The following is a 20,096-nucleotide window of genomic DNA, read 5'->3' on the forward strand; positions in this document are numbered from 1 at the left end:
TCATTTATGGCAGAACAAACCCAACACGCATTGGGAGACATAGCCGCACGTCAGCTGGCAAATACGGTCAAAACGAATGCACAATACGGCGCAATCACCCCACGTTTTTTAGTTAGGTTACTCGATTGGAAACCTTTAGAAGCAGGGGTTCTCCGAGTCAACCGCGTAAAATCCAATACTCAAGTGGATGTACTTTGCGGACAAAAGGGAGAACAAGAACTTCCAGAAACATTTGTTAACTACGAAGAAAAACCTCGTGAATACACTCTTAGTTTAATTTCCACAATCCTTGATGTTCAAACAAGAGTTTCAGATTTATACAGTTCTCCACACGAACAAATTAATGAACAACTACGACTAGCAATTGAAAGCGTTAAAGAAAAACAAGAATTGGAACTCATCAATAATGATGATTATGGATTATTAAAAAATGTTCCGGCTCACCAACGAATTAATACAAGAAAAGGACCTCCTACTCCGGATGATTTAGATGATTTGATTACAAAAGTTTGGAAAGAACCTTCTTTCTTTTTAGCACATCCACTTGCAATCGCTGCCTTTGGTCGTGAATGTACAAGAAGAGGTGTTCCTCCAGCAACTGTAACTCTGTTTGGTGCTCAATTTTTAACATGGAGAGGTCTGCCACTCATTCCTACTGATAAACTTCTTGTAAATGGAGAAACAACACCAAAGTCCGCAGTTGGAACTTCTAGTATTTTACTGTTGAGAGTTGGTGAAAAAAAACAAGGGGTAGTCGGATTATACCAATCAAACCTTCCAGGGGAACAAACTCCGGGACTTTCTGTTCGGTTTATGGGAATTAATCGATCAGCCATTGGATCCTATTTGATTTCTCTCTACTGCTCCGCAGCTATACTCACTGACGATGCGATTGCCTCACTCGACAATGTAGATGTGGGAAATTATTATGAATACAAATGATCCGAGTTTTTTAAATCTAAAACCGGACTCATTCATTAATGGTTCCTCATCGCATTTTCCTGACGAAAAAACGTTAGAAAAAATGGCGAAGGAAATGTATGGAGTATTGCAATCGTTTGGTGGAAGTAATCTACCGACAACAAGTTTTCCATTAAATGACTTCACTTCGAAAAATATTCCAAAAGAGTCCTTACCTTACTTAGAAGATTTAAAATTAACGGATACTGGTTTTTCCTATTCTGATTTTCAGTCTTTTCCGAGTATCAACATACCTCAGTCAGGTGGTGGGAACCTCGCATCCGCAAGGAGAGATTTTCCAATCCTAACAGAAACAGTCAATGGAAAACCATTGGTTTGGCTCGACAATGCCGCTACCACTCAAAAACCAACTTCTGTGATCGAAAGATTATCTCATTTTTATCTTCATGAGAATTCGAATATTCATCGTGCCGCTCACACTTTAGCGGCGAGGTCAACTGACGCATATGAAAAAGCGAGATCACTTGTCCAAGGTTTTATAGGAGCAGGGAGTGTTGAAGAAGTTGTGTTTGTAAGAGGAACGACAGAAGGTATCAATCTACTTTCCAATATTTTATCAGACAAATACATCCAATCAGGTGATGAAATTCTCATTACTCATTTAGAGCACCATGCAAACATCGTTCCTTGGCAAATGGTTTGCGCTAAAAAAGGAGCAAAACTAAGAGTTGCGCCAGTTGACGATTCAGGACAAATCATTCTAAGTGAATACGAACGTTTGTTAAACTCGAAGACAAAAATTGTTTCAATCACACAAGTTTCAAATGCTCTAGGTACTGTCGTTCCTGTAGAAGAGATGACAAAGTCTGCACATAAAGTAGGAGCCCTTGTGATTGTGGATGGAGCGCAATCCGTATCTCATATGCCTGTTAATGTCCAGGAAATTGATTGCGACTTCTTTGTCTTTAGTGGGCATAAACTTTTTGCTCCAACTGGCATCGGTGTTGTCTATGGAAAAAAATCGATATTAGATAGTTTGCCTCCTTGGCAAGGTGGAGGGAATATGATCAAAGATGTTAATTTTGATCACACTACCTTTCAAGATGCTCCCTTTCGTTTTGAAGCAGGAACTGGTAACATCGCCGACGCAGTTGGTCTAGGAGCTGCTATCGAATATTTGAATCGATTCGGAATGAAACATATTTCTGCATTCGAACACGATCTTTTGGAATATGGCACCAAAGAACTGTTAAAGGTTCCAGGACTCCATTTGATTGGAACAGCAAAAGATAAAGCCGGAGTTTTATCCTTTGTTATTGATGGATTCAAAACAGAAGAAATTGGGAAAAAACTAGCAGAAGAAGGCATTGCCGTTCGTGCCGGTCACCATTGTGCACAACCAATCTTAAGAAGATTTGGATTGGAATCAACCGTGAGACCTTCCCTCGCCTTTTACAATTCTTGTGAAGATATTGATTCACTCATAAGGGTGTTGTATGGATTAGGTAGCCGGAATCGTTTAGGTCTTTAGTTCAAATGGTAAAATCCAAACCTTGGATTTCATTCGAACTTCTGACTCTGACTTCTGATTTCTGATACACAACCGAATAAGGAGGAATGCTTTGGGTAATCCAAGCATTCCCTCCAATGATGGATTGTTTTCCAATGACCGTTTCACCACCTAGGATAGTGGCTCCTGCATAAATCACAACACCCTCTTCAATCGTTGGATGGCGTTTTTGTTTCGCCAAAGATTTGTTTACCGACAAAGCTCCAAGAGTCACACCTTGGTAAATTTTTACGTTGTCCGCAATACGTGTAGTTTCTCCGATCACAATCCCTGTTCCATGATCCATAAAAAATGCTCTTCCAATTTCTGCGCCGGGATGAATGTCAATTCCTGTTGCTTCATGAGCCACACCTGACAATAGCTTTGGAAAAATAGGCAATGATGCCTTAAAAAAATAATTCGCAACTCTGTGCACAGCACCAGCATAAAATCCTGAATAGGCGAGGATGACTTCATGAATACTTTCAGCAGCAGGATCACCTAAAAATGCTGCTTCTGCATCTTCCCACATCCATTGGTATAAACCAGGAAGTTTGGCAATGAAGTTATGTAAAATCTCATCTAACGCAACCAGACGACCAAGTTCTTTTTCAGCATATGTTGCATATGGTTCTAATAAGTTTTTCCAACGAATCCGAAAGAGTTCTAATTGGTCCATAATTTGTTCTTTGGATGAAAAGTTACGTTCTGAGTGATAACCAGAAAAGAGGATAGAGAACAATTCTTCCAAAAAACGGTTTGCCACTTGTTTACCACCCACCACTGTTTCAGGGATTGATTGGCGATTAAGTATTAAATTATATAATTCATCTTGCCCGTTCGATAACATATAAACTAGTTCGAAATGTATTGGAATCAATGAGAATGCGAAAAATTGGAATCTCTGAAAAACCAACTCAAAATCGATAAATCAGATGTACATCCAAGACAAAATATTGAATACGATTGTCCGATTGACCCCATTTCTTTCTCATGGACATTGTGCTAGTCTCTGTATCAAAACTTTCCAAAACCATCGGCGAAAAAAAACTTTTTACCAACCTTGATTTCTCTATCAGTGAAGGAGAAAAACTTGCCATCGTTGGAATCAATGGATCGGGTAAGTCTACCTTACTACGTGCCATACTGGGAAAAGAAGAAACAGACTCTGGACAAATCATCAAAAACAATAACCTAAAAATTGCTATCCTCGACCAAAATCCCATCTTTGATCCAAAGGAAACCATCCTCGACCATATTTACAAAGGAGACAACAAACTCGTTAAAACCATTCGTAAGTATGAAGACATATGTGAACGAATGAGCGAAGGGGAAGAAGGACTCGATGAAGAATTTACAAATGCCTCACAGGAAATGGATAGGCTTTCTGCTTGGGATTATGAACAACAAATCAAATCCATCTTACGTGAATTAGGTGTTGAAAAACTTGAACGTAAGATGTCTGAATTATCAGGTGGAATGTTAAAAAAGGTAGAACTTGCCAAATCTTTAATTGATGAAAGTAATTTACTGATTTTAGATGAGCCTACAAACCATTTGGATGTAAAATCCATATTATGGTTAGAAGACTATCTTGCCAACTTAGACAAGGCAATCCTTCTCATTACACATGATCGTTATTTTTTAGATCGGATCGTAACAAAAATTTTGGAACTTGATCGTGGGAATTATTTTTTATACGAAGGGAACTATTCAGTTTATTTAGAGAGAAAAGTCGAAAGAGAAGAAACTCTTCAAAAACAAGAAGACAAAATCAAACAATTTTTGAAACAAGAAGTGAAATGGCTCAAACGCCAACCTAAAGCTCGAACCACAAAACAAAAGGCAAGAATTGATCGAGCAAACGAATTACAATCGAGAGAAAAACGAGAAATCCAAAAAGATTTAGAACTGAGTGTCGCCGCAAAACGCCAAGGAAAAACTATATTAGAAATCCATAATCTCAAAAAATCAATTGGTGAAAAAGTTCTCATCAATGATTTTACCTATACTTTTAAAGCGAAGGAAAGACTGGGTATCATTGGTCCAAATGGAATCGGAAAATCCACTTTACTCAATTTAATGGCTGGACGACTAACACCAGATAGCGGCTATTTAAAACCAGGACTCAATACCAAAGTTGGATATTTTGACCAAACAAGTTCTGAACTTCCATTAGAACGAAATGTATTAGAATACATCAAAGATGTTGCAGGTGAGATGATTGAAACCGAATCTGGTGAAAAAATTTCAGCAGCGAAAATGTTGGAACGATTTTTATTTGATGGGAAATTACAATATACACCAATCGCCAAACTTTCTGGAGGTGAAAGACGAAGACTATTCCTAGTTCAAATTTTAATGACGGGTCCAAATTTTCTCATCTTGGATGAACCAACTAATGATTTGGATATCCAAACTCTTTCTGTTTTGGAATCCTTTTTAGATGAGTTCCCTGGCACTGTGGTGATTGTATCACATGATCGTTATTTTCTCGATCGAACCGCAGAAAGCTTACTCATCTTTCGCAAAGAAGGAAAACTCGACCACTTCATTGGAACTTTCTCTTCCTTTTTAGAACAAGATACATTAGAGATTGAAAACGAACCAGGTTCTAATCCACCCACAGTGATTCCAGAAAGGATTCAAACTGTGGAAAAACCTAAAAAATCAAAACAAGACCTAAAAAAAATCCAATCCCTAGAAAAAGACATCGCATCACTCGAAGAGAAAAAAACAATCTTAGAATCTAAATTGAGTACATTCGCAAATAATCATATGGAATTAAACAAAATAACGAAAGAAATCCAAACAATCGAGGCGGAAATTCTTTACAAAATGGAGGAATGGGAAATGTTTCATTCCGAATGAAAACGGTCCACTACACAAGAATTCTGCTTTGGACCCCCATTATCCTCATTGGGTATTTTATAGCCGCACAGGTTGGATTTAATATTGCCTTCCTCAATAGCCAAGTTTCACCCGTTTGGCCCCCAGAAGGAGTAGGACTCTCCTCCCTTTTGCTCCTTGGTCCTGTGGCTTTGCCAGGAATATACCTCGGTGCTACCTTTGCGAATTTTTATAATAACCCACACTTCCAAACAGCGTTTATTATAGGGATCGGAAACACTCTCAGTAGTTATGTCAATTATAGTATTATCAAACGAGTAACGGAAAAAACAGATCCATTGTATTCAACAAAGGATTTAATTTATTTCTTAAGCATTGGAACCTTTCCTGGATCATTTATTAGTGCAGTACTTGGAGTCACAAGTTTATGGTATTGGGATTTTTTATCTTCTGAATTGTACTTCAATGTGTTCTTTACTTGGTTTTCAGGTGAGATGCTTGGGTTTCTCATCGTAGCACCCCTACTTTATGTTTGGTTTTATCCTAAATCCAAATTAAATTTAGAACTATCTAAACAATTAGAACTTTTCCTCTGGATCATCATTGTATATATTTCGGGCTCTATTGCTTTTAGCGATGAATGGCCCCTTCTTTTTCTTCCCATCCCTTTTGTCATTGTCACAAGTATTCGGTTCCGCCAATTTGGTGCCACTTTATCAACTGTTGTTTTATCTTACACTGCTGTCACACTCACAATAGAAGGGAAAGGTGTATTTGCGAGGCGAGATGCCAGCGGCCTTTCAATCAATGATTCACTGATCTTTTTAGATGCGTTTTTATTTTGTATCAGTGGGATTGCCTATTTCCTTGTCACTGCCACACGAGAAAGAGAACGAGCCCAAGAAACTTCTCTAAAGTCATTACAAGTGTTAAACGAACTTAAAGAAAAAGCCAATGAGGAATTGGAACAAAAAGTTTTAGAACGTACTGCTGTCATCGAAGAACAAAGGATCGAAATTGAAAAACAATTGGATATGGCGAAACGCATCCAAGAATCGCTTTTCCCACAAAAAGAAATTGTACCCAATGGCGTAGAAATTTTATTCAAAAATATCCCAATGATGAAAGTTGGTGGTGATTTATATGATATTATCTGGAAACAAGACAAACAAGAATTAGGTGTATTTATCTGCGATGTATCTGGGCATGGGATCCCAGCTGCCTTATTAAGTGCTCTTGTTAAAACTTCACTTGAAAAATGGAAAGAAGACCCCAAGGACTTAAAAGAAAGTTTGGAATCGATCCGTACCCAAATCATTCCAAATTTAAGAGAACATTTTGTAACCGCAAGCCTCGTCCATTTACAGACGGAGACTGGTGTTCTCACTTTTGCACGCGCAGGCCATTTCCCTTTATTCATCATTCGAAATTCGGGTGCCATATTTAGTTTAAAACCGATGGGAAGGATCATCACACCAATCTTCGATATCCTAGCGGAAGAAGAAAAGTTCCAACTTGAAAAAGGAGATTTGATTGTGATGTTAACAGATGGCCTCACAGAAGCAAGAGATCCTTCCTCCTTACAAATGTTTGGTGAAGATAATCTCCTACAACTTGTATGTGACCTCCGAAGCCAACCTTTAATAACAATTCGAGATGAAGTATTCCAATTCGTCATCCACCTTTCGGGAGGAATTCGTGCCATCCAAGACGATTTAACTCTTGGACTGATTCGTTACACGGGCGTATAAAGTAAAAACAAATCCAAACTTTAGTATGTGGACAAGGATCCCAATCTTTCATCATCTGATCGTCTTCATGCATATGGAGGTGTTAAAAACTCTTCAATACATGGAAGAAGGATCTCCGATCGTTCCTCTTCGTTCATAGGTCCTAAGTCTCCTCCTTTATTGAAACGATTCACAGATCTTTGATAATCTGAATGATTGATCAAAAATGCCAGTTCAACTAGTTCTATTGAATTTCCATGAATTTGTCTAATATAAGCGCTACAAGAGATATAGGATCCGAAACTAGTGTTCTTTTGACGAAAGTACCTAATTTTATAAACAACTCCATATGGTGTATAACTTTGTAAATGATTTGGGAAATGTTTCTTTTTTGTATCCATCCAATCGTAAAAATATACCAAAACTGACTCATTGTTCATGGAACATCATTGCTTTCATTTGCCACATCACTTCGAAGGTTTAAAGATATTTCATCAATGGCTTCTTGGAATCCTTGTAAATACATGGTAGATACAATGTTTGGTTCATTAAAAGCATTCCCAAAATCACGTTTTTGAAATCGGTAAGGTATAAAAATGTACCAAGGGCTGATATAGCGTGTTGCCATTTGGGTATTCTTTTTCTCAGTGACCAAACGGTTTTGGTGGTATAATTTAACCGTTATTTCTAAATTTAATTTCTCTTGGCATGGGTATAAACAAAGAGTTAACATTTGTAATACTTGAACTAGATTCCCTTCTTCCCAATCACTCTTGGGCCGATTTGCTACTACAAAAAGTACATAGTCTGTTTTAACATTCGTAAGTTCAAAATTTTTATCGTCTATGTTGTGAACATAGACTGTTTTCCATTGGTATCGAGAATATCCTATTTGTTTTTGTTGTTTTGAAAAGTATTCATTCCATGGCATTCCAAACATGGGATTGATTTCAACATATCGTTTATGCCCTTTCTGATAGAACATTCGGTTTTGGTTTAAAATGGTGATGGATTCACCAATTTTGTTTTTCTCCAGTTCTTTCGGGAAGGTCCTGAGTTGGTGTTCTAAATTGGCAAAGGCACATTGAGTTATAAATAAAATACAACAGATTAAAATATATTTCACAGACAGATCATTCCTTGGTTTGGGGAGGGGTTAAAAATTCTTCGATGCAAGGAAGAAGGATTTCAGCCCTTTCCTTTTCATTCATGGGGCCAAGTTCACCACCCCGAGGGATCATGGATTTATGATAGTCTGCGTAATTGACATTGAAAATCATCTCTAACATCTCGATGGATTTGGTATTGGTTTGGCGGAGGTAAGCTGCGCAGGAAATAAAGGAACCAATCGAAGTCAACTCTCTCCGAAAGTATTGGATCTTATACGAATTAGAGTCCAGGTCATACACCCGAAGCCTATTGGGATATTGTTCCTTCTTTGTTTGCACCCACTCATGGATGTCCATTCCTGCTGGTAAATGGATGGGGTTTTTCGGATAGACCCTCCTCTCTTTTGGCAAAAGGCTTGCGCAAGAGTAAGAAAGAAGGGTTACAAGTATCAGGGATAGACGAAAGACCAAAACCATCCATGTGAAGGATTGATTCTTTGCTACGAAACCAGTCCTTTTTGGACAAATTGTACGGTTAAGGTCCATCTTCCGGCGTTTGGATTCTAGGGAATTTTTGTTGTACAATGAATTACAACCTCCATTTCCCTGGACGACCTAAGTTTTGGTAACGCCCGCCTGGGATGTGCATTGGGTTATGCCCTCCACCTGACCTCGGTAGGTGAAACTGGCTTCCTCCGCCATGGTAGGGAACTCCATACCGATACGAATTTCCGTGATAAGGAATGTGATTTTGTCGGTAGTAGTGACCACTTTGGCCTTGGTTTCTTGTGTAGTAAGAATCATCTCCCATACCAGGAGTGATACATCCCACACTTAGAAAAGACATACCACCAAGGAACAAAAAGGAGATTACCCACCTAACAAGCTTTTTACGATTAATGGTTTGGATGGATTCAAAATTGATTCGGTTCATCATGATCCAAGTATAGATGCCAAACAATGGTTTTGAAATGGAGGGTTTCCGCAGTTGCGGGGATCACCTATCTGATGTATGAGGACAGGAGAAAAAGTTTGGACAAAGGAAAGGGACCACGGTTTCGAAATCGTTTCAGAAAGAGCAAATGTTCGATCATAGGGAAGGTAATCCATTGAGAAGATTTGAGATGAGAAACAAAGTTAGAAACATGGAGATAAAATATTATGTCACCTCGCGCCCTTGATGTGGAGGAGGCGCTAGCCGTCCGAAGGACCGAAGCGAATGCGTGAGTCCGGAGCAAGCAAGGAAAGGCGCCCTAATTCGTTCTTGTTTCCCTTGTTATAGTTCAAAATGATGGAAAAATCAGTTAAATTTTCCGCAGGAAGTGTGCCCCATCCATGGCAAATATCTATTACGACGACAGTTGCGATCTCAATCTCCTTAAAGGTAAAACCATTGCAGTGATTGGCTACGGAAGCCAAGGTCACGCCCAAGCTCAAAACATGAAAGATTCTGGTTTGAAAGTCATTATTGGACTTCGCGATGGATCTAAATCAGTGAAAGAAGCGAAAGAAGCTGGTTTCGAAGTTTATAATGTAGCAGAAGCTTCTAAAAAAGCGGACATCATCCAAATCCTTGCTCCTGATACAATCCAAGCTGACATGTATAAGGCGGACATAGAACCAAACCTTACGGAAGGAAAGGCTCTTGTTTTCTCGCATGGATTTAACATCCACTACGATCTCATCACTCCTCCTAAAAACGTAGACGTGTATATGGTGGCTCCCAAAGGTCCAGGACATTTGGTTCGCCGTGTTTACACGGAAGGTGGTGGGGTTCCATGCCTCATCGCAATTTACCAAGATGCAACAGGCCAAGCAAAAGCTCGCGCACTCGCACATGCAAGTGGAGTTGGTGGAGGAAGAGCAGGAATTTTAGAAACCTCTTTCCGTGAAGAAACAGAAACAGACCTTTTTGGGGAACAAGCGGTTCTTTGTGGTGGTGTGGCAAACCTCATCATGAGTGGTTTTGAAACACTTACAGAAGCAGGATACGATCCAGAAATCGCTTACTTTGAATGTTTGCATGAAGTAAAACTCATCACTGACCTTATTTATGAAGGTGGACTAGCTCGTATGCGTTTTTCTATCTCTGATACTGCAGAGTATGGAGATTACATCAGTGGCCCACGTGTGATTGATGCAGGTGTGAAAGCTCGTATGAAAGATGTTCTGACTGACATCCAAAAAGACAAGGGTGCAGCGTTTGCAAAACGTTGGATGGCTGATACAAAAGCTGGATACCCTGAATACAAAAAACTCAAAGAAAAAAATGCGGCTCATCCTATCGAAGCAGTAGGAACAAAGCTACGTTCGATGATGAAGTGGCTCGCAAAGTAATGGTTTAGGTAACTTAAGTTAGAAGAAAGAAAGAAGGATTTTATATGAAAGTAACACAAAAGATTGTACTCGCAGCCCCTGCACGAACTCCTTTTGCACAAATAGGCAAGGCGCTCGCACAGTATCCAGGCCACCACTTAGGGAAACTAGTGGGTGAAGAAGTGATGAAACGCAGTGGTTTAAAACCAACTGACATTGACGGTGTGATCGTGGGAGAAGGATTCTCAAATGCACCAAACTCTGCTCGTGTGATTGCCAACCTCATGAACCTGCCTTTAGAAATTCCATGTTTGACAGTGGCAAACAATTGTGTATCTGGACTCGAAGCAGTTGCGGAAGCGTCTCGCCGAATTATGTTAGGTGAAGGTGAAGTCTTCCTCGTAATCGGTGAAGAATCCCAAACATCTATGCCTTTCGTTGTGAAAAATGCTCGCCTTAACAAAAAAACAAACAGCTTAGATTCACTTGTGAAACTCCTTCCAAACGACCTTCCTGAAGGAGTAGAACTTCGTGATACATTAGAAGATGGTCTTGGTGATGGGGAAACTTCTTACGGAATGCAAGTAACGGCAGAAATCCTCGCACAAAACTATGCACTCCCACGGGAAACTCAAGACAAAGTAGCATACGAATCTTTCAAAAGAGCATTCGAAGCAACACAAGAAGGTCGTTACAAACCATATATCATGGAAGTAAAAGACGATGAAGGAAACCCACTCCAAGCGGACGAAGCGGTTCTTCTTCGCGAAGGTCTTGTGAAAAACCCTACTCGTATGGGTCGCGCAATGCTTATGTTTGATAACCCAGCAATGAAATTTGATGCTTGGAAAGAAAAGTATGGAAAAGATTTGAAAAAATCGCACGGCCCTACTGTTTCCATCTTCAATGCAAGCCCACGTTCTGATGGAGCAGCGGGAATCATTGTCGCTTCTGAAGCAGCAGCAAAAAGACTCGGTCTCAAAGCAGAAGCAGTTGTAACAGGTTTCAAAATGAAAGGTGTTGCACCAAACCTTATGGGACTTGGGCAAGCAGAAGCAACTCTTGGTCTCCTTGAAGAAGTTGGCGAAAAAGTAGAAAACATCGATGTGATCGAAATCCATGAAGCATTTGCAGCAACTGCAGTAGCAGCTCTTGAAGAAATCAAAATCAGAACAGGTTTTGATTGGGAAAAGAACTTTGATGCCAAAAAGATCAACCCTAATGGTGGATCCATTGCCATTGGACACCCGTTTGGTGCTACAGGGGTTCGACTCCTACACAATGCGATCATGGACTTCCATGAAAACAAAGATGCAAAGAAAGTTCTCGTAACTGCTTGTGCACACGGTGGGATCGCAGGTTCAATGATTGTAGAAAGACCATAATTCGAATCCAAGATTCAATTACGTTCGTTCGAAAGATCGAAAAAAAGCCAAGGGTAACCTTGGCTTTTTTTTTGGGATGGAAATCTTAAGAATACAAATGATGCAAAAGGTGAACTCTTTTGAAAAGAATTTTGCATTTCGGCGAAGGGATTTGAAAGAAAGGCTATGATGTGGTAAAGAGGACGTATTGGGTGGCGGGTGGTTAACCCCACCCAATACAGGGCGGGGATAGAAGATTCACACTTTCCCCCCAAACCTCGCAAGCATCGGCACAATCCCATCCCTTGTCTGCTTGGCCGTATCATACCCCGGAACGATCTTATACAACTTCACGTAAAATTGTTTTTCAATTCGTTTGGTACCACTTCCAGTTCTCTCCAGAATATCCTTCGTATATAAATGAAATTCGAAATATCCTATATTAAATTTTCCATCAAGATTCAATTTACCTCCCAATCGAAAACGAATAGGTGAATCCAAACTAATTTTAGAAAAAATCGGAATACTCTCAATGTGATTGTTATTGGAAATCAATACTGATTCCTTCATCTCCATAGGAACAAAGTCTTTTGACTGAGGGAGTTGGAAGAGAACTTTCCCCTCTCTTCGAAATTCAATCTTATAAGACAAATATTCTAAATTTGATTGATCGATAGGACAAATATCAATTGTTAAATGATGATCCAAAACCTCAGATGAACGTGTGATCACATTTCCCTCTCTCTGACCAATTACGATCATACGTTTTCCATCACTAGGAATAGAAAATTTATAAAGTGTACCTGGTTCGGGTAAATCTTTTCCTGTTACGATTAATTCATTATGGATTGGAATTTGAGTGATTGTTTGGACACTTGCAATGTTTGCATCATAAGAATCTTTTTTATCAATCTCCCTTTCATTCAATTTGAGATTGTGTTTGAGTTTAAATAGTTCAGAAGATTTAAATTTTGCCAAAGTTAATCGCTGCATCACTACAATGAGTAGAAGTACGGCAACAAACAAAACCAAGACAAACACCCATATTTCATAAGTGATCATTTTCTCTTCTAAGATTCGAATTTGTTCTAACGAATAGGGTTTCATGATTGATCCAAAAGTATATAATATCGTTTCTTCAAAGGAACCTTACTAAAATTATCGACTTCTCAATTATAGAAAAATACCCTCCCTACCGAAAAGAGATCGACTCAGGTTCAAAACTTCTCATTTTATTACACTATGTCGGGTTACAAAATATTCATTTATCTTCTTATCCTTTGTTTCGCTTTCCCTATATTTTCGCAAAATCATTGGGATGATTATATTGCTGAAAAGAATATTGGATCCACCTATTCAATATTTGGTGACAATGTTAATCTCAGGGATTCTGGAAACATAAATGGAAAGGTCATCAAAAAACTATCCCTTGGTAGTACGGCAAAAATCCTCACAAAAACGAACCAAATTCTAGAACAGAATTCAGTCAAAGAATACTGGTACAAAGTACAAGTGGGCGAAGATACAGGTTACCTTTGGGGAGGGTTGATTGCTGATTATTCATTTCTTCTCGGTGATTTTATGATCCTTTGTAAAAATTTAGGTGTTAAAACACGCAAACTCGAATTAAAAATGATCCAAGGTTCAAAGCTGATTAGCCAAGGCAATTGGGAGGTTGGACCTATGAGTAATGAAACGTGGGAACATACAATTTATGATCCAAAACAATTTTCACCCAATCCAAATTCATTATTTGCTATCAAATATTTAATCTTTTCAGAAATTGAGTATGGTTTTACAAATGAACAAGTATTCATTTTGAATCAGGATTTTAAAATTTTACCACAATTTTCCTGGAATCCTGGTGCATGTGACCCTCCTTCATGTTCAGAAACTTGGTTGGTGTTTCCAAAAGAAACCTTACCTGAAGATAAAAAAATATTACGCAAAGTAATAAAAGGAAAAGAGAACACGATCATCGAGGTGACGCATGGTTTTGATGTTGAAGAAACAAACCAACATGACTTTTACCAAACCGAATATATATGGAAAGGAAATCAGTTTCAAAGAAAGGAAAAATAAAATCGAATGAATAAAACTATTATCATCATAACATTACTCGCTTTTTCAATACCAAGTTTTGCATGGAACAACCATGCAGGGATCACCTATTTGATATTAAAAGACCATTGGAAAGCTCAAAAGGCACCCATGGTCAAAGTAGAATCATTAAAAACTTTTTTATCGAAAGAAAAAGATTCGATTCAAGAAACACTTTCTTTATCTGAAGAATGGGCTTTAACTCGACTCCCCCATTTAACAAGAACAAAAGATGAGTTAAAATTCGCTAATATTACCAAAGAAACTGACCTAGTAACACAATTTTATAAAGCTTTAAGGGTGAATCCCAATCACAAAGCAGCTCTTTATATTCAATCTGTTCCTAAAAAAAGTGGTAAAATCCTTCCCTTGGGTCAGCTCACTACTCTCAATGAAAAAGGGAAACTAGTAAACGAAACATTCCTTTCATTACATGAAGGACAGATGATTGGTGCAGATGAAGTTTTAGTATCGGCTACAGATGAACCTGATTATGACTTAGACTTACACTTATTTGAAGATAACAACAGTGATGTGGGGAAAGTGTATGGTTTTGGTACCCAACCTTTTGGAAATCCTGCAGTCGAATATTCTTCTCAAGCACCCTTTCATATGGGTTTTTTTTATGAACCAACGATCATATTCACACTTGCAGGTTTTTTAAAACGTACTTATCCAGAATTAAGAATCCACCAATTTACATCATTATCAAAATTGGCATTTGCAAAGGGTCATCCTTATTGGGGATATCGATTTGCAGGATGGGCACTTCATTACATCCAAGACCTGACACAACCATACCACTCGTCAGTGTTACCTAGAGTAGGTGCATCAAAACAAATTGGTGTACAACTAGTATCTATGGTTGGTTACCAAACTCCAAAAGACAATATGATTCAATTTGTTTCTGGTCGCCATACCTTAATTGAAGAATACCAATATTATCTCATCAAAGATCTCATATTAACTAAAAATTGGAATCACCCTGTAGTGACTTCAATTATGACCTTTGGTACAAATGATCGAATCGAATGGAAAAGTTTAGATGATTTAAGAGTGAATGTTTGCAAAGAAGCTTATGATGCAGGTGAACCGACAGACGAACAATTGGAAAACTTAAACATACTAAAATATGAAAAATTATATGAAGAAAATCATCCAATTCATACAATTTTAGCTTCTTTATTACGAAATACATCCAAACATACTAGAGCTTATTTGGATGCGATACAACGAAACAATTAATCGATAGGTTCTACTGCAAATCGTTCCAGTAGCTCCAAAGGAATAATCTCTAATGCTCGTTTGTGGGTTGATTCTAAAAATACTTTAGGCGCAACCCCATTTCGATAAGCTTCTAACCATCTAGATGCGCACAAACACCAACGTTCCCCTGGCTTTACTCCAGGAAATGCATATTGCGGCCATGGTGTGATTAGATCGTTCCCTGATTCTTTTTGGGATTCCAAAAATTCTTTAGTTGCTAAGACACAAACTGTATGGGATCCAAAATCTTCGTCAGAAGTATTACAACACCCATCACGAAAAAATCCTGTCAAAGGATCAGTTGAACAGGGTAAAAGTGGTCCACCGAGTACGTTGATTGATTCGTCCATTTACCTACCAAAATGTATAGATAACCGCAGTAGATTTTTGAGGGAAGTTGTTTCTTATCGAAGGGGTCGAAAAAAGAAGGGGGTTTGCACCCCCGCAGTACGACCAAATGGTCTTGGAAAGCCCATAGCCATACTACTATACATATATTTGCTAGTCAAACACTTATGCATTCACTTGGAAAAAAAATATCTTTTTTTCTTCGCCATTTACCTTTACGAGCATTTTCCATTTTCCGATAAAACTGGACCTTTTGGGTATTTCGAAGATTCGAAATTCGATTACACTTTCTTTTTGAGTAATCCATTTCAAATAAAAAGGTTCTACGGAGTTACCATCGATACTTAGAAAAAGTTCAATTTGATTTTTGGTAGGTTTTATGTATTCTAATTGAATCGCATATCGATCACCTAACCGAAAATTTGTATCTCTACATTTAGTTAATATATCTTGTCCATTGGATTTACAAAGTAAAATATCTTCTTCCAATATTTCAGTTTTTGGCGGATCAATCCCTCTTCTAGGTTTCCAATACATATATAAATGAGAAATAAATTCTCTATCGGAATATTGTGTGCGGAACTGTGTGGGTATGGTCATCAATTGAAAATCTTTTGTCAGTTTATGCACTTCGAAATGAAGGTGTGGACCCTGCGAAAAACCAGTGTTACCCGAGTAACCAATTAATTGACCTTCTTCCACTTTGTCTCCGATTTCGACAACCACTCCATCTTTTTTCAAGTGGGCATAATTGGCGATTGTACCATCTTCATGTTGGATCATGATAAAATTTGCTTTTGAAAGTAAATCTTTACGAACTCCACCCTCAGAGTACTTTTTCGCAAAAGAAATAACTGTTCCTTTGCGTGCTGCATGTATTGGCGTTCCTACTGGGATTGTAAAATCGATTGAGTATTTCAAATTTTCCGAATGCGTAAATCCACCATTATAACCTTGGCCTACTCTCGCACGTATTCCATCTGAAAATGGTAGTGAATATGTAAAAGAATCATCATGTACAGCGTCCCAATCTCCATTGCTCACCCTGATTGAAATTGAGTAAAAATTTGATTTAGTTGGATCTTCAACCAAAAGTTTAGTAACAAATACGGGTTCACCATCTCTTAAAACAAAAAACTTAGGGAATTCTTGTGTTATTTTTAAGTTTTTAACTGATAAATTGAATTCAACAGATCGAAATATATCTAAATTAGGATTTTTATTTTTAAGATACAATTCAAATCCATTTTCAATTGGAACAAGAATTGTACAGGTATTTTCAGCAAGGCACTCTTCTTTACCAACTAACTCTGGTGAAGCTGATAACTCTGTAACTATTAAACAAAAAATCAATATTAACTTTTTCACTTTAAACTCGTTATCTGAAATTCGATTTTCTTTTGAAAAACATGATTTGCTGAAACATTTAAGGTCCAATCACCTTCCAGCGGTTCTTGAAAATCCTGTATCGGAATCATAAATGACGACACCCAATCTTCCTTCTTGGATTCCCAACCATATTCGTATAACACATTACTATCTTTTTTACGTAAATTCAATTGAAAAGTATAAACATCAGGTTTTAAAATGGGAAGAGAGATATAAATTGGAGCCAATTTTGAAAAAGTAGTTTGGTCACACAAATTTGTCGAAGTTACATCCAAATTGTCACATAAAAGAATTTGGTCTACATCAACTAATTTCTTCTCAATGGGCGCCGAAGTTTCTCTCCGCCAAACAAGCATGCCTTCGGTTAAATACTCTGCCTCAGCTGATTGTGTTCTAAATCGAGTAGGTATCGTTTTTTTGCGTAGTGAACGAGTTGGTTGGTATACTTCAAAATGAAGGTGTGGGCCCTCACTATAACCCGTACTTCCCGCATAACCAAGCAAGGTTCCGATTCCTACGTATTGGCCTTTTTTGACTAATACACCCATATAACGTAAATGTGCATATTCGGCAATGGTTCCATCATCATGTTTGATTTTTACAAAATTTGCAGACTGTTGGAATTTGGGATCAAATCCACCCTCATTGTTTTTCTCTTCCGTATCAATGACAATTCCAGACCTTGCAGCTGTTACCAAATCATCTTCCTTTAATCCAAAGTCGATTGAAAACCGATTGTCTCCCGAATGTGTTTTTTTTCCATGATAACCTTGGAATACCCTGACCTTCAATTTTGAATCAAACGGTAAGTCATATATATAGTGCGAATTATGTGTTACATTGTAATTCCCAAGGATCCATTTGTATTGAATTTTATAAGATACTTTTTTCTGGTTTTGAATGGTTTTTAATTGGAACAGTTTTTTTCTCTTTTTTCCTTTTAGGATCGTTACAAGAGGCAGAGGAACAGAACTCTTCATATTTTTAACAATCGCATTCACCGAAAGAGAGGTTTCAGTTACATTAGTCGCAATTTTATTGTGAAAATAGACATCTACACCTTTACGATTGGGTACAAAATCTACACATACACGATTCATTGAACAATAAGAAAGAGGTTCATTTGCATATAACAACCCTAAGGGATAAATGAGTGTTACCAAAAAAAACCAAATTCTCATAAAGATGGAATCATATTAAAGAATAGAACTCATTCGACAATCTATTTTCATCACAAAAAACATAGTTGCCTAAAGATTTATTTTATATGAAAGTGAGCAGATGAGTGCAAAGTTATATACATTCCCAATTTCTCACTTTTCTGAAAAAGCAAGATGGGGACTTGATTTAGCAAATTATCCTTACGAGCTAAACCCACTAATTCCCGGCCAACATATCCAAACATTAAAACCAATCGTGAGTGATTTGTATGTGCCTGTATTAGAAACAGATTCAGGTGTTATACAAGGCTCTAGTTCTATTCTAGATCTAGTAGAGGAAAAAGCATTTGGTAAAAAAGCAACAGACGAAGAGAGACAAATGGAGGAAAAAATAGACAACCAAATTGGGAAAAGCTTACAAACTCTTTTATACCATTTCATTTTAGATTATCCAGATATTGTTGGAAAATTGTTTTTGTTACAACCAACTACACTTGAAGAAACAGTTGGACCACCAGAACATTTTGAATTAATAGCCTTATCTCTCAAACGTAGGTATAAAATCACACCCAAAAACTTAGAAGTCGTCAAACTCGCATTAGATGAATGTTCAAAAGAACTCATCCAAATTTATAAATCAAAAAAATATTTTAATGGAAATACTTTTGGAAGAGTGGATTTAACACTTGCAAGCCTAATGGGAATGTTATCGGAACCAAAAGAATCACCTGCCTATCCTTGGTTTACTTCAGTCAAAATGCCTGAATCGTTTATCCAATGGAGAAACGAACTTGGTTATGATGTCTTGTTTGAAAAAATAAGAGAATTTTACAAAGATTTTCGAATCCAATCTAAATAATCCAAATTTCCGTTTAGAATGGGCCAAACAACGATGCAAGGCACTTCATAAGAATGTAATTCTTTGATCCTTTGCATCAGTGAATCTGATTTTTCTATCGTTGTTTTTAAAAAACAAATCACTTCGTTCGTTTCTTCTAAAACATCGTTCCAGACATAAATCGATTCTGTTTTATCCACGAGATTCGCACAAGCTGCCAAATGTTCTGAAATCACACTCTTTGCTGTCTGTTTTGCTTCTTCCTTTGATGGAAACGTCGTATAAATGGTCACATATTTTGTGTCTATATCCATGATTTTTTTTTCCTACTTGCTCTTTCACTCAGATATTTATGATTTTGCTCTATGAATCGTCGTATTTCTAAATTCACAGTACTCGTCGCGTGTATCTGTTTACCACTCTTTTCACAATCATTAAATCCCCCTACCATCACATCCACAAGCCAACTCCAACCAAAATCCAAAAAATACACACCCGTATTTGCCATGGATGGAAAACTAAAAACGAGTTGGGTAGAGGGTGTAGACGGAGAAGGAGTTGGAGAAACGCTACAAATCAAATACAAATCTCCTATCAACTTCCGATCACTTTCTATTTACAATGGGTTTGGTGATCCTAAACTTTGGGCTGCCAATAATCGCATCAAAAAACTTAAAATCACAACCGAAACTGGTAATGAAGAAATTGTCACTTTAAAAGACTCTCTTTCCAGACAGGTGATAGAATTTAAGAATGAAATTCGTGCAAAAGAAATATCTTTAACCATCCAAGAAGTTTATAAAGGAACCAATTCTGAAAATACAGCAATCGCAGAACTAATGTTTGATTCCGAGCAAGCTGGATCTGCCCTCGTTCCTCCTAAAAATACATGGGCCATTGGAAAGTGGAAAACAAAATCCAATATCGCAAGGATCCAACTTCATAACGACGGAACTTGTGAAATGGGTTACGAGACAGCAAAAATGTTATGCACTTGGACTGAAAAAGGTGACAAAGTCATCGTGAGCTTAGAAGCGACATTGCCTTTAACAAATACTGATATTTTAGAAATCAAAAGAAGAGGAAATGCAACTGATCCTACCATTGAAATTAATGGAAAACACGAATTTATCCTAAACCGAGACGAAGTGTAAGA

At 37.8% G+C, this 20,096-nt stretch carries 20 protein-coding genes; 10 read left to right on the forward strand and 10 right to left on the reverse strand.

The annotated features are described in order from the left end of the window. The first annotated feature begins 6 nt into the window (after nucleotides 1-6). On the forward strand, nucleotides 7-942 hold the full coding sequence (locus EHQ43_RS07010; RefSeq protein ID WP_135770476.1) for a family 2A encapsulin nanocompartment shell protein: 936 nt from the start codon (nucleotides 7-9) through the stop codon (nucleotides 940-942). Then, a complete protein-coding gene (locus EHQ43_RS07015; protein ID WP_135770477.1) occupies nucleotides 929-2,452 on the forward strand; it encodes a family 2A encapsulin nanocompartment cargo protein cysteine desulfurase in 1,524 nt (507 codons plus the stop codon). Before EHQ43_RS07010 ends, EHQ43_RS07015 begins: the two co-directional genes overlap by 14 nt. A 1-nt stretch (nucleotide 2,453) precedes the next feature. Here EHQ43_RS07015 and epsC read toward each other — a convergent pair whose 3' ends face one another. Continuing rightward, complete coding sequence (gene epsC / locus EHQ43_RS07020; RefSeq protein ID WP_135770478.1) at nucleotides 2,454-3,320, reverse strand: serine O-acetyltransferase EpsC; 867 nt, start codon at nucleotides 3,318-3,320, stop codon at nucleotides 2,454-2,456. Nucleotides 3,321-3,463: 143 nt separating this feature from the next. Here epsC and EHQ43_RS07025 point away from each other — a divergent pair, with 143 nt between their 5' ends. Both EHQ43_RS07025 and EHQ43_RS07030 read left to right on the forward strand, forming a co-directional pair. Next, nucleotides 3,464-5,341 (forward strand): ABC-F family ATP-binding cassette domain-containing protein, encoded by a 1,878-nt coding sequence (locus EHQ43_RS07025; protein WP_135754551.1) that lies wholly within the window; start codon nucleotides 3,464-3,466, stop codon nucleotides 5,339-5,341. After that, nucleotides 5,338-7,071: a SpoIIE family protein phosphatase gene (locus EHQ43_RS07030; protein WP_135741124.1), complete on the forward strand. Its 1,734-nt coding sequence runs from the start codon at nucleotides 5,338-5,340 to the stop codon at nucleotides 7,069-7,071. Before EHQ43_RS07025 ends, EHQ43_RS07030 begins: the two co-directional genes overlap by 4 nt. Before the next feature lie 65 nt (nucleotides 7,072-7,136). Here the strand turns inward: EHQ43_RS07030 and EHQ43_RS07035 are convergent, their stop codons facing one another. Genes EHQ43_RS07035 through EHQ43_RS07050 form a run of 4 tightly spaced genes read right to left on the reverse strand, consistent with a single transcriptional unit; the run spans nucleotide 7,137 to nucleotide 9,096 of the window. Continuing rightward, the gene (locus tag EHQ43_RS07035) at nucleotides 7,137-7,490 is read right to left on the reverse strand and encodes a hypothetical protein (RefSeq protein ID WP_244242687.1); all 354 of its coding nucleotides are present in this window, start codon (nucleotides 7,488-7,490) and stop codon (nucleotides 7,137-7,139) included. Further along, a complete protein-coding gene (locus EHQ43_RS07040) occupies nucleotides 7,487-8,176 on the reverse strand; it encodes a hypothetical protein (RefSeq protein WP_135770479.1) in 690 nt (229 codons plus the stop codon). The genes EHQ43_RS07035 and EHQ43_RS07040 overlap by 4 nt, the downstream gene beginning before the upstream one ends. A 7-nt stretch (nucleotides 8,177-8,183) precedes the next feature. Further along, nucleotides 8,184-8,705, reverse strand: a complete 522-nt coding sequence (locus EHQ43_RS07045; RefSeq protein WP_244242688.1) for a hypothetical protein — start codon at nucleotides 8,703-8,705, stop codon at nucleotides 8,184-8,186. 43 nt (nucleotides 8,706-8,748) lie between these two features. Beyond that, nucleotides 8,749-9,096, reverse strand: a complete 348-nt coding sequence (locus EHQ43_RS07050; protein ID WP_244242689.1) for a hypothetical protein — start codon at nucleotides 9,094-9,096, stop codon at nucleotides 8,749-8,751. A gap of 398 nt (nucleotides 9,097-9,494) precedes the next feature. Between EHQ43_RS07050 and ilvC the strand changes: the two genes are divergently transcribed. Both ilvC and EHQ43_RS07060 read left to right on the forward strand, forming a co-directional pair. Beyond that, on the forward strand, nucleotides 9,495-10,496 hold the full coding sequence (gene ilvC / locus EHQ43_RS07055; protein WP_135741121.1) for a ketol-acid reductoisomerase: 1,002 nt from the start codon (nucleotides 9,495-9,497) through the stop codon (nucleotides 10,494-10,496). A 44-nt stretch (nucleotides 10,497-10,540) separates the two neighbouring features. Beyond that, entirely contained in the window at nucleotides 10,541-11,860 is a 1,320-nt protein-coding gene (locus tag EHQ43_RS07060) for a thiolase family protein (RefSeq protein WP_015676354.1), read from the forward strand. 237 nt (nucleotides 11,861-12,097) lie between these two features. Here the strand turns inward: EHQ43_RS07060 and EHQ43_RS07065 are convergent, their stop codons facing one another. Then, the gene (locus EHQ43_RS07065) at nucleotides 12,098-12,946 is read right to left on the reverse strand and encodes a hypothetical protein (protein WP_135770481.1); all 849 of its coding nucleotides are present in this window, start codon (nucleotides 12,944-12,946) and stop codon (nucleotides 12,098-12,100) included. A gap of 135 nt (nucleotides 12,947-13,081) precedes the next feature. On the opposite strand from EHQ43_RS07065, the gene EHQ43_RS07070 reads away from it, so the two are divergent. Together EHQ43_RS07070 and EHQ43_RS07075 are read left to right on the forward strand one after the other, a co-directional pair. Beyond that, nucleotides 13,082-13,921, forward strand: a complete 840-nt coding sequence (locus tag EHQ43_RS07070; protein WP_135741119.1) for an SH3 domain-containing protein — start codon at nucleotides 13,082-13,084, stop codon at nucleotides 13,919-13,921. Between the two features lie 6 nt (nucleotides 13,922-13,927). Further along, the gene (locus EHQ43_RS07075; protein WP_135741118.1) at nucleotides 13,928-15,184 is read left to right on the forward strand and encodes a phospholipase C/P1 nuclease family protein; all 1,257 of its coding nucleotides are present in this window, start codon (nucleotides 13,928-13,930) and stop codon (nucleotides 15,182-15,184) included. Here the strand turns inward: EHQ43_RS07075 and EHQ43_RS07080 are convergent. The 3 genes from EHQ43_RS07080 to EHQ43_RS07090 all read right to left on the reverse strand — a co-directional run bounded on the left by EHQ43_RS07080 (nucleotide 15,181) and on the right by EHQ43_RS07090 (nucleotide 18,123). Continuing rightward, nucleotides 15,181-15,555, reverse strand: coding sequence for a DUF2237 family protein (locus EHQ43_RS07080; protein WP_135741117.1), 375 nt, complete (start codon nucleotides 15,553-15,555; stop codon nucleotides 15,181-15,183). The genes EHQ43_RS07075 and EHQ43_RS07080 overlap by 4 nt on opposite strands. A 163-nt stretch (nucleotides 15,556-15,718) precedes the next feature. Continuing rightward, a complete protein-coding gene (locus tag EHQ43_RS07085) occupies nucleotides 15,719-16,921 on the reverse strand; it encodes a M23 family metallopeptidase (protein WP_135770482.1) in 1,203 nt (400 codons plus the stop codon). Continuing rightward, nucleotides 16,918-18,123 (reverse strand): M23 family metallopeptidase, encoded by a 1,206-nt coding sequence (locus EHQ43_RS07090; RefSeq protein WP_135770483.1) that lies wholly within the window; start codon nucleotides 18,121-18,123, stop codon nucleotides 16,918-16,920. The genes EHQ43_RS07085 and EHQ43_RS07090 overlap by 4 nt, the downstream gene beginning before the upstream one ends. A gap of 100 nt (nucleotides 18,124-18,223) precedes the next feature. Between EHQ43_RS07090 and EHQ43_RS07095 the strand changes: the two genes are divergently transcribed. Continuing rightward, nucleotides 18,224-18,961, forward strand: coding sequence for a glutathione S-transferase N-terminal domain-containing protein (locus tag EHQ43_RS07095; RefSeq protein WP_135770484.1), 738 nt, complete (start codon nucleotides 18,224-18,226; stop codon nucleotides 18,959-18,961). Here EHQ43_RS07095 and cutA read toward each other — a convergent pair. After that, a complete protein-coding gene (cutA, locus tag EHQ43_RS07100) occupies nucleotides 18,931-19,254 on the reverse strand; it encodes a divalent-cation tolerance protein CutA (protein WP_135770485.1) in 324 nt (107 codons plus the stop codon). The genes EHQ43_RS07095 and cutA overlap by 31 nt on opposite strands. A 51-nt stretch (nucleotides 19,255-19,305) precedes the next feature. Between cutA and EHQ43_RS07105 the strand changes: the two genes are divergently transcribed. After that, entirely contained in the window at nucleotides 19,306-20,094 is a 789-nt protein-coding gene (locus EHQ43_RS07105) for an NADase-type glycan-binding domain-containing protein (RefSeq protein WP_135754546.1), read from the forward strand. The last annotated feature ends 2 nt before the right edge of the window (nucleotides 20,095-20,096 follow it).

The organism is Leptospira bouyouniensis (assembly GCF_004769525.1).
In the GTDB taxonomy this organism is placed as follows: Bacteria; Spirochaetota; Leptospiria; order Leptospirales; family Leptospiraceae; genus Leptospira_A; species Leptospira_A bouyouniensis.

Excerpts from the sequence above, each read along its gene's own strand:
- EHQ43_RS07035 (WP_244242687.1), bottom strand. The coding sequence starts at position 7,490 with ATGAACAATGAGTCAGTTTTGGTATATTTTTACGATTGGATGGATACA.
- EHQ43_RS07070 (WP_135741119.1), top strand. The coding sequence starts at position 13,082 with ATGTCGGGTTACAAAATATTCATTTATCTTCTTATCCTTTGTTTCGCT.
- EHQ43_RS07080 (WP_135741117.1), bottom strand. The coding sequence starts at position 15,555 with ATGGACGAATCAATCAACGTACTCGGTGGACCACTTTTACCCTGTTCA.
- EHQ43_RS07075 (WP_135741118.1), top strand. The coding sequence starts at position 13,928 with ATGAATAAAACTATTATCATCATAACATTACTCGCTTTTTCAATACCA.
- epsC (WP_135770478.1), bottom strand. The coding sequence starts at position 3,320 with ATGTTATCGAACGGGCAAGATGAATTATATAATTTAATACTTAATCGC.
- EHQ43_RS07090 (WP_135770483.1), bottom strand. The coding sequence starts at position 18,123 with ATGAGAATTTGGTTTTTTTTGGTAACACTCATTTATCCCTTAGGGTTG.
- EHQ43_RS07060 (WP_015676354.1), top strand. The coding sequence starts at position 10,541 with ATGAAAGTAACACAAAAGATTGTACTCGCAGCCCCTGCACGAACTCCT.
- cutA (WP_135770485.1), bottom strand. The coding sequence starts at position 19,254 with ATGGATATAGACACAAAATATGTGACCATTTATACGACGTTTCCATCA.
- EHQ43_RS07045 (WP_244242688.1), bottom strand. The coding sequence starts at position 8,705 with ATGGACCTTAACCGTACAATTTGTCCAAAAAGGACTGGTTTCGTAGCA.
- EHQ43_RS07050 (WP_244242689.1), bottom strand. The coding sequence starts at position 9,096 with ATGATGAACCGAATCAATTTTGAATCCATCCAAACCATTAATCGTAAA.
- EHQ43_RS07015 (WP_135770477.1), top strand. The coding sequence starts at position 929 with ATGAATACAAATGATCCGAGTTTTTTAAATCTAAAACCGGACTCATTC.
- EHQ43_RS07095 (WP_135770484.1), top strand. The coding sequence starts at position 18,224 with ATGAGTGCAAAGTTATATACATTCCCAATTTCTCACTTTTCTGAAAAA.
- ilvC (WP_135741121.1), top strand. The coding sequence starts at position 9,495 with ATGGCAAATATCTATTACGACGACAGTTGCGATCTCAATCTCCTTAAA.
- EHQ43_RS07025 (WP_135754551.1), top strand. The coding sequence starts at position 3,464 with ATGGACATTGTGCTAGTCTCTGTATCAAAACTTTCCAAAACCATCGGC.
- EHQ43_RS07010 (WP_135770476.1), top strand. The coding sequence starts at position 7 with ATGGCAGAACAAACCCAACACGCATTGGGAGACATAGCCGCACGTCAG.
- EHQ43_RS07030 (WP_135741124.1), top strand. The coding sequence starts at position 5,338 with ATGAAAACGGTCCACTACACAAGAATTCTGCTTTGGACCCCCATTATC.
- EHQ43_RS07105 (WP_135754546.1), top strand. The coding sequence starts at position 19,306 with ATGAATCGTCGTATTTCTAAATTCACAGTACTCGTCGCGTGTATCTGT.
- EHQ43_RS07065 (WP_135770481.1), bottom strand. The coding sequence starts at position 12,946 with ATGAAACCCTATTCGTTAGAACAAATTCGAATCTTAGAAGAGAAAATG.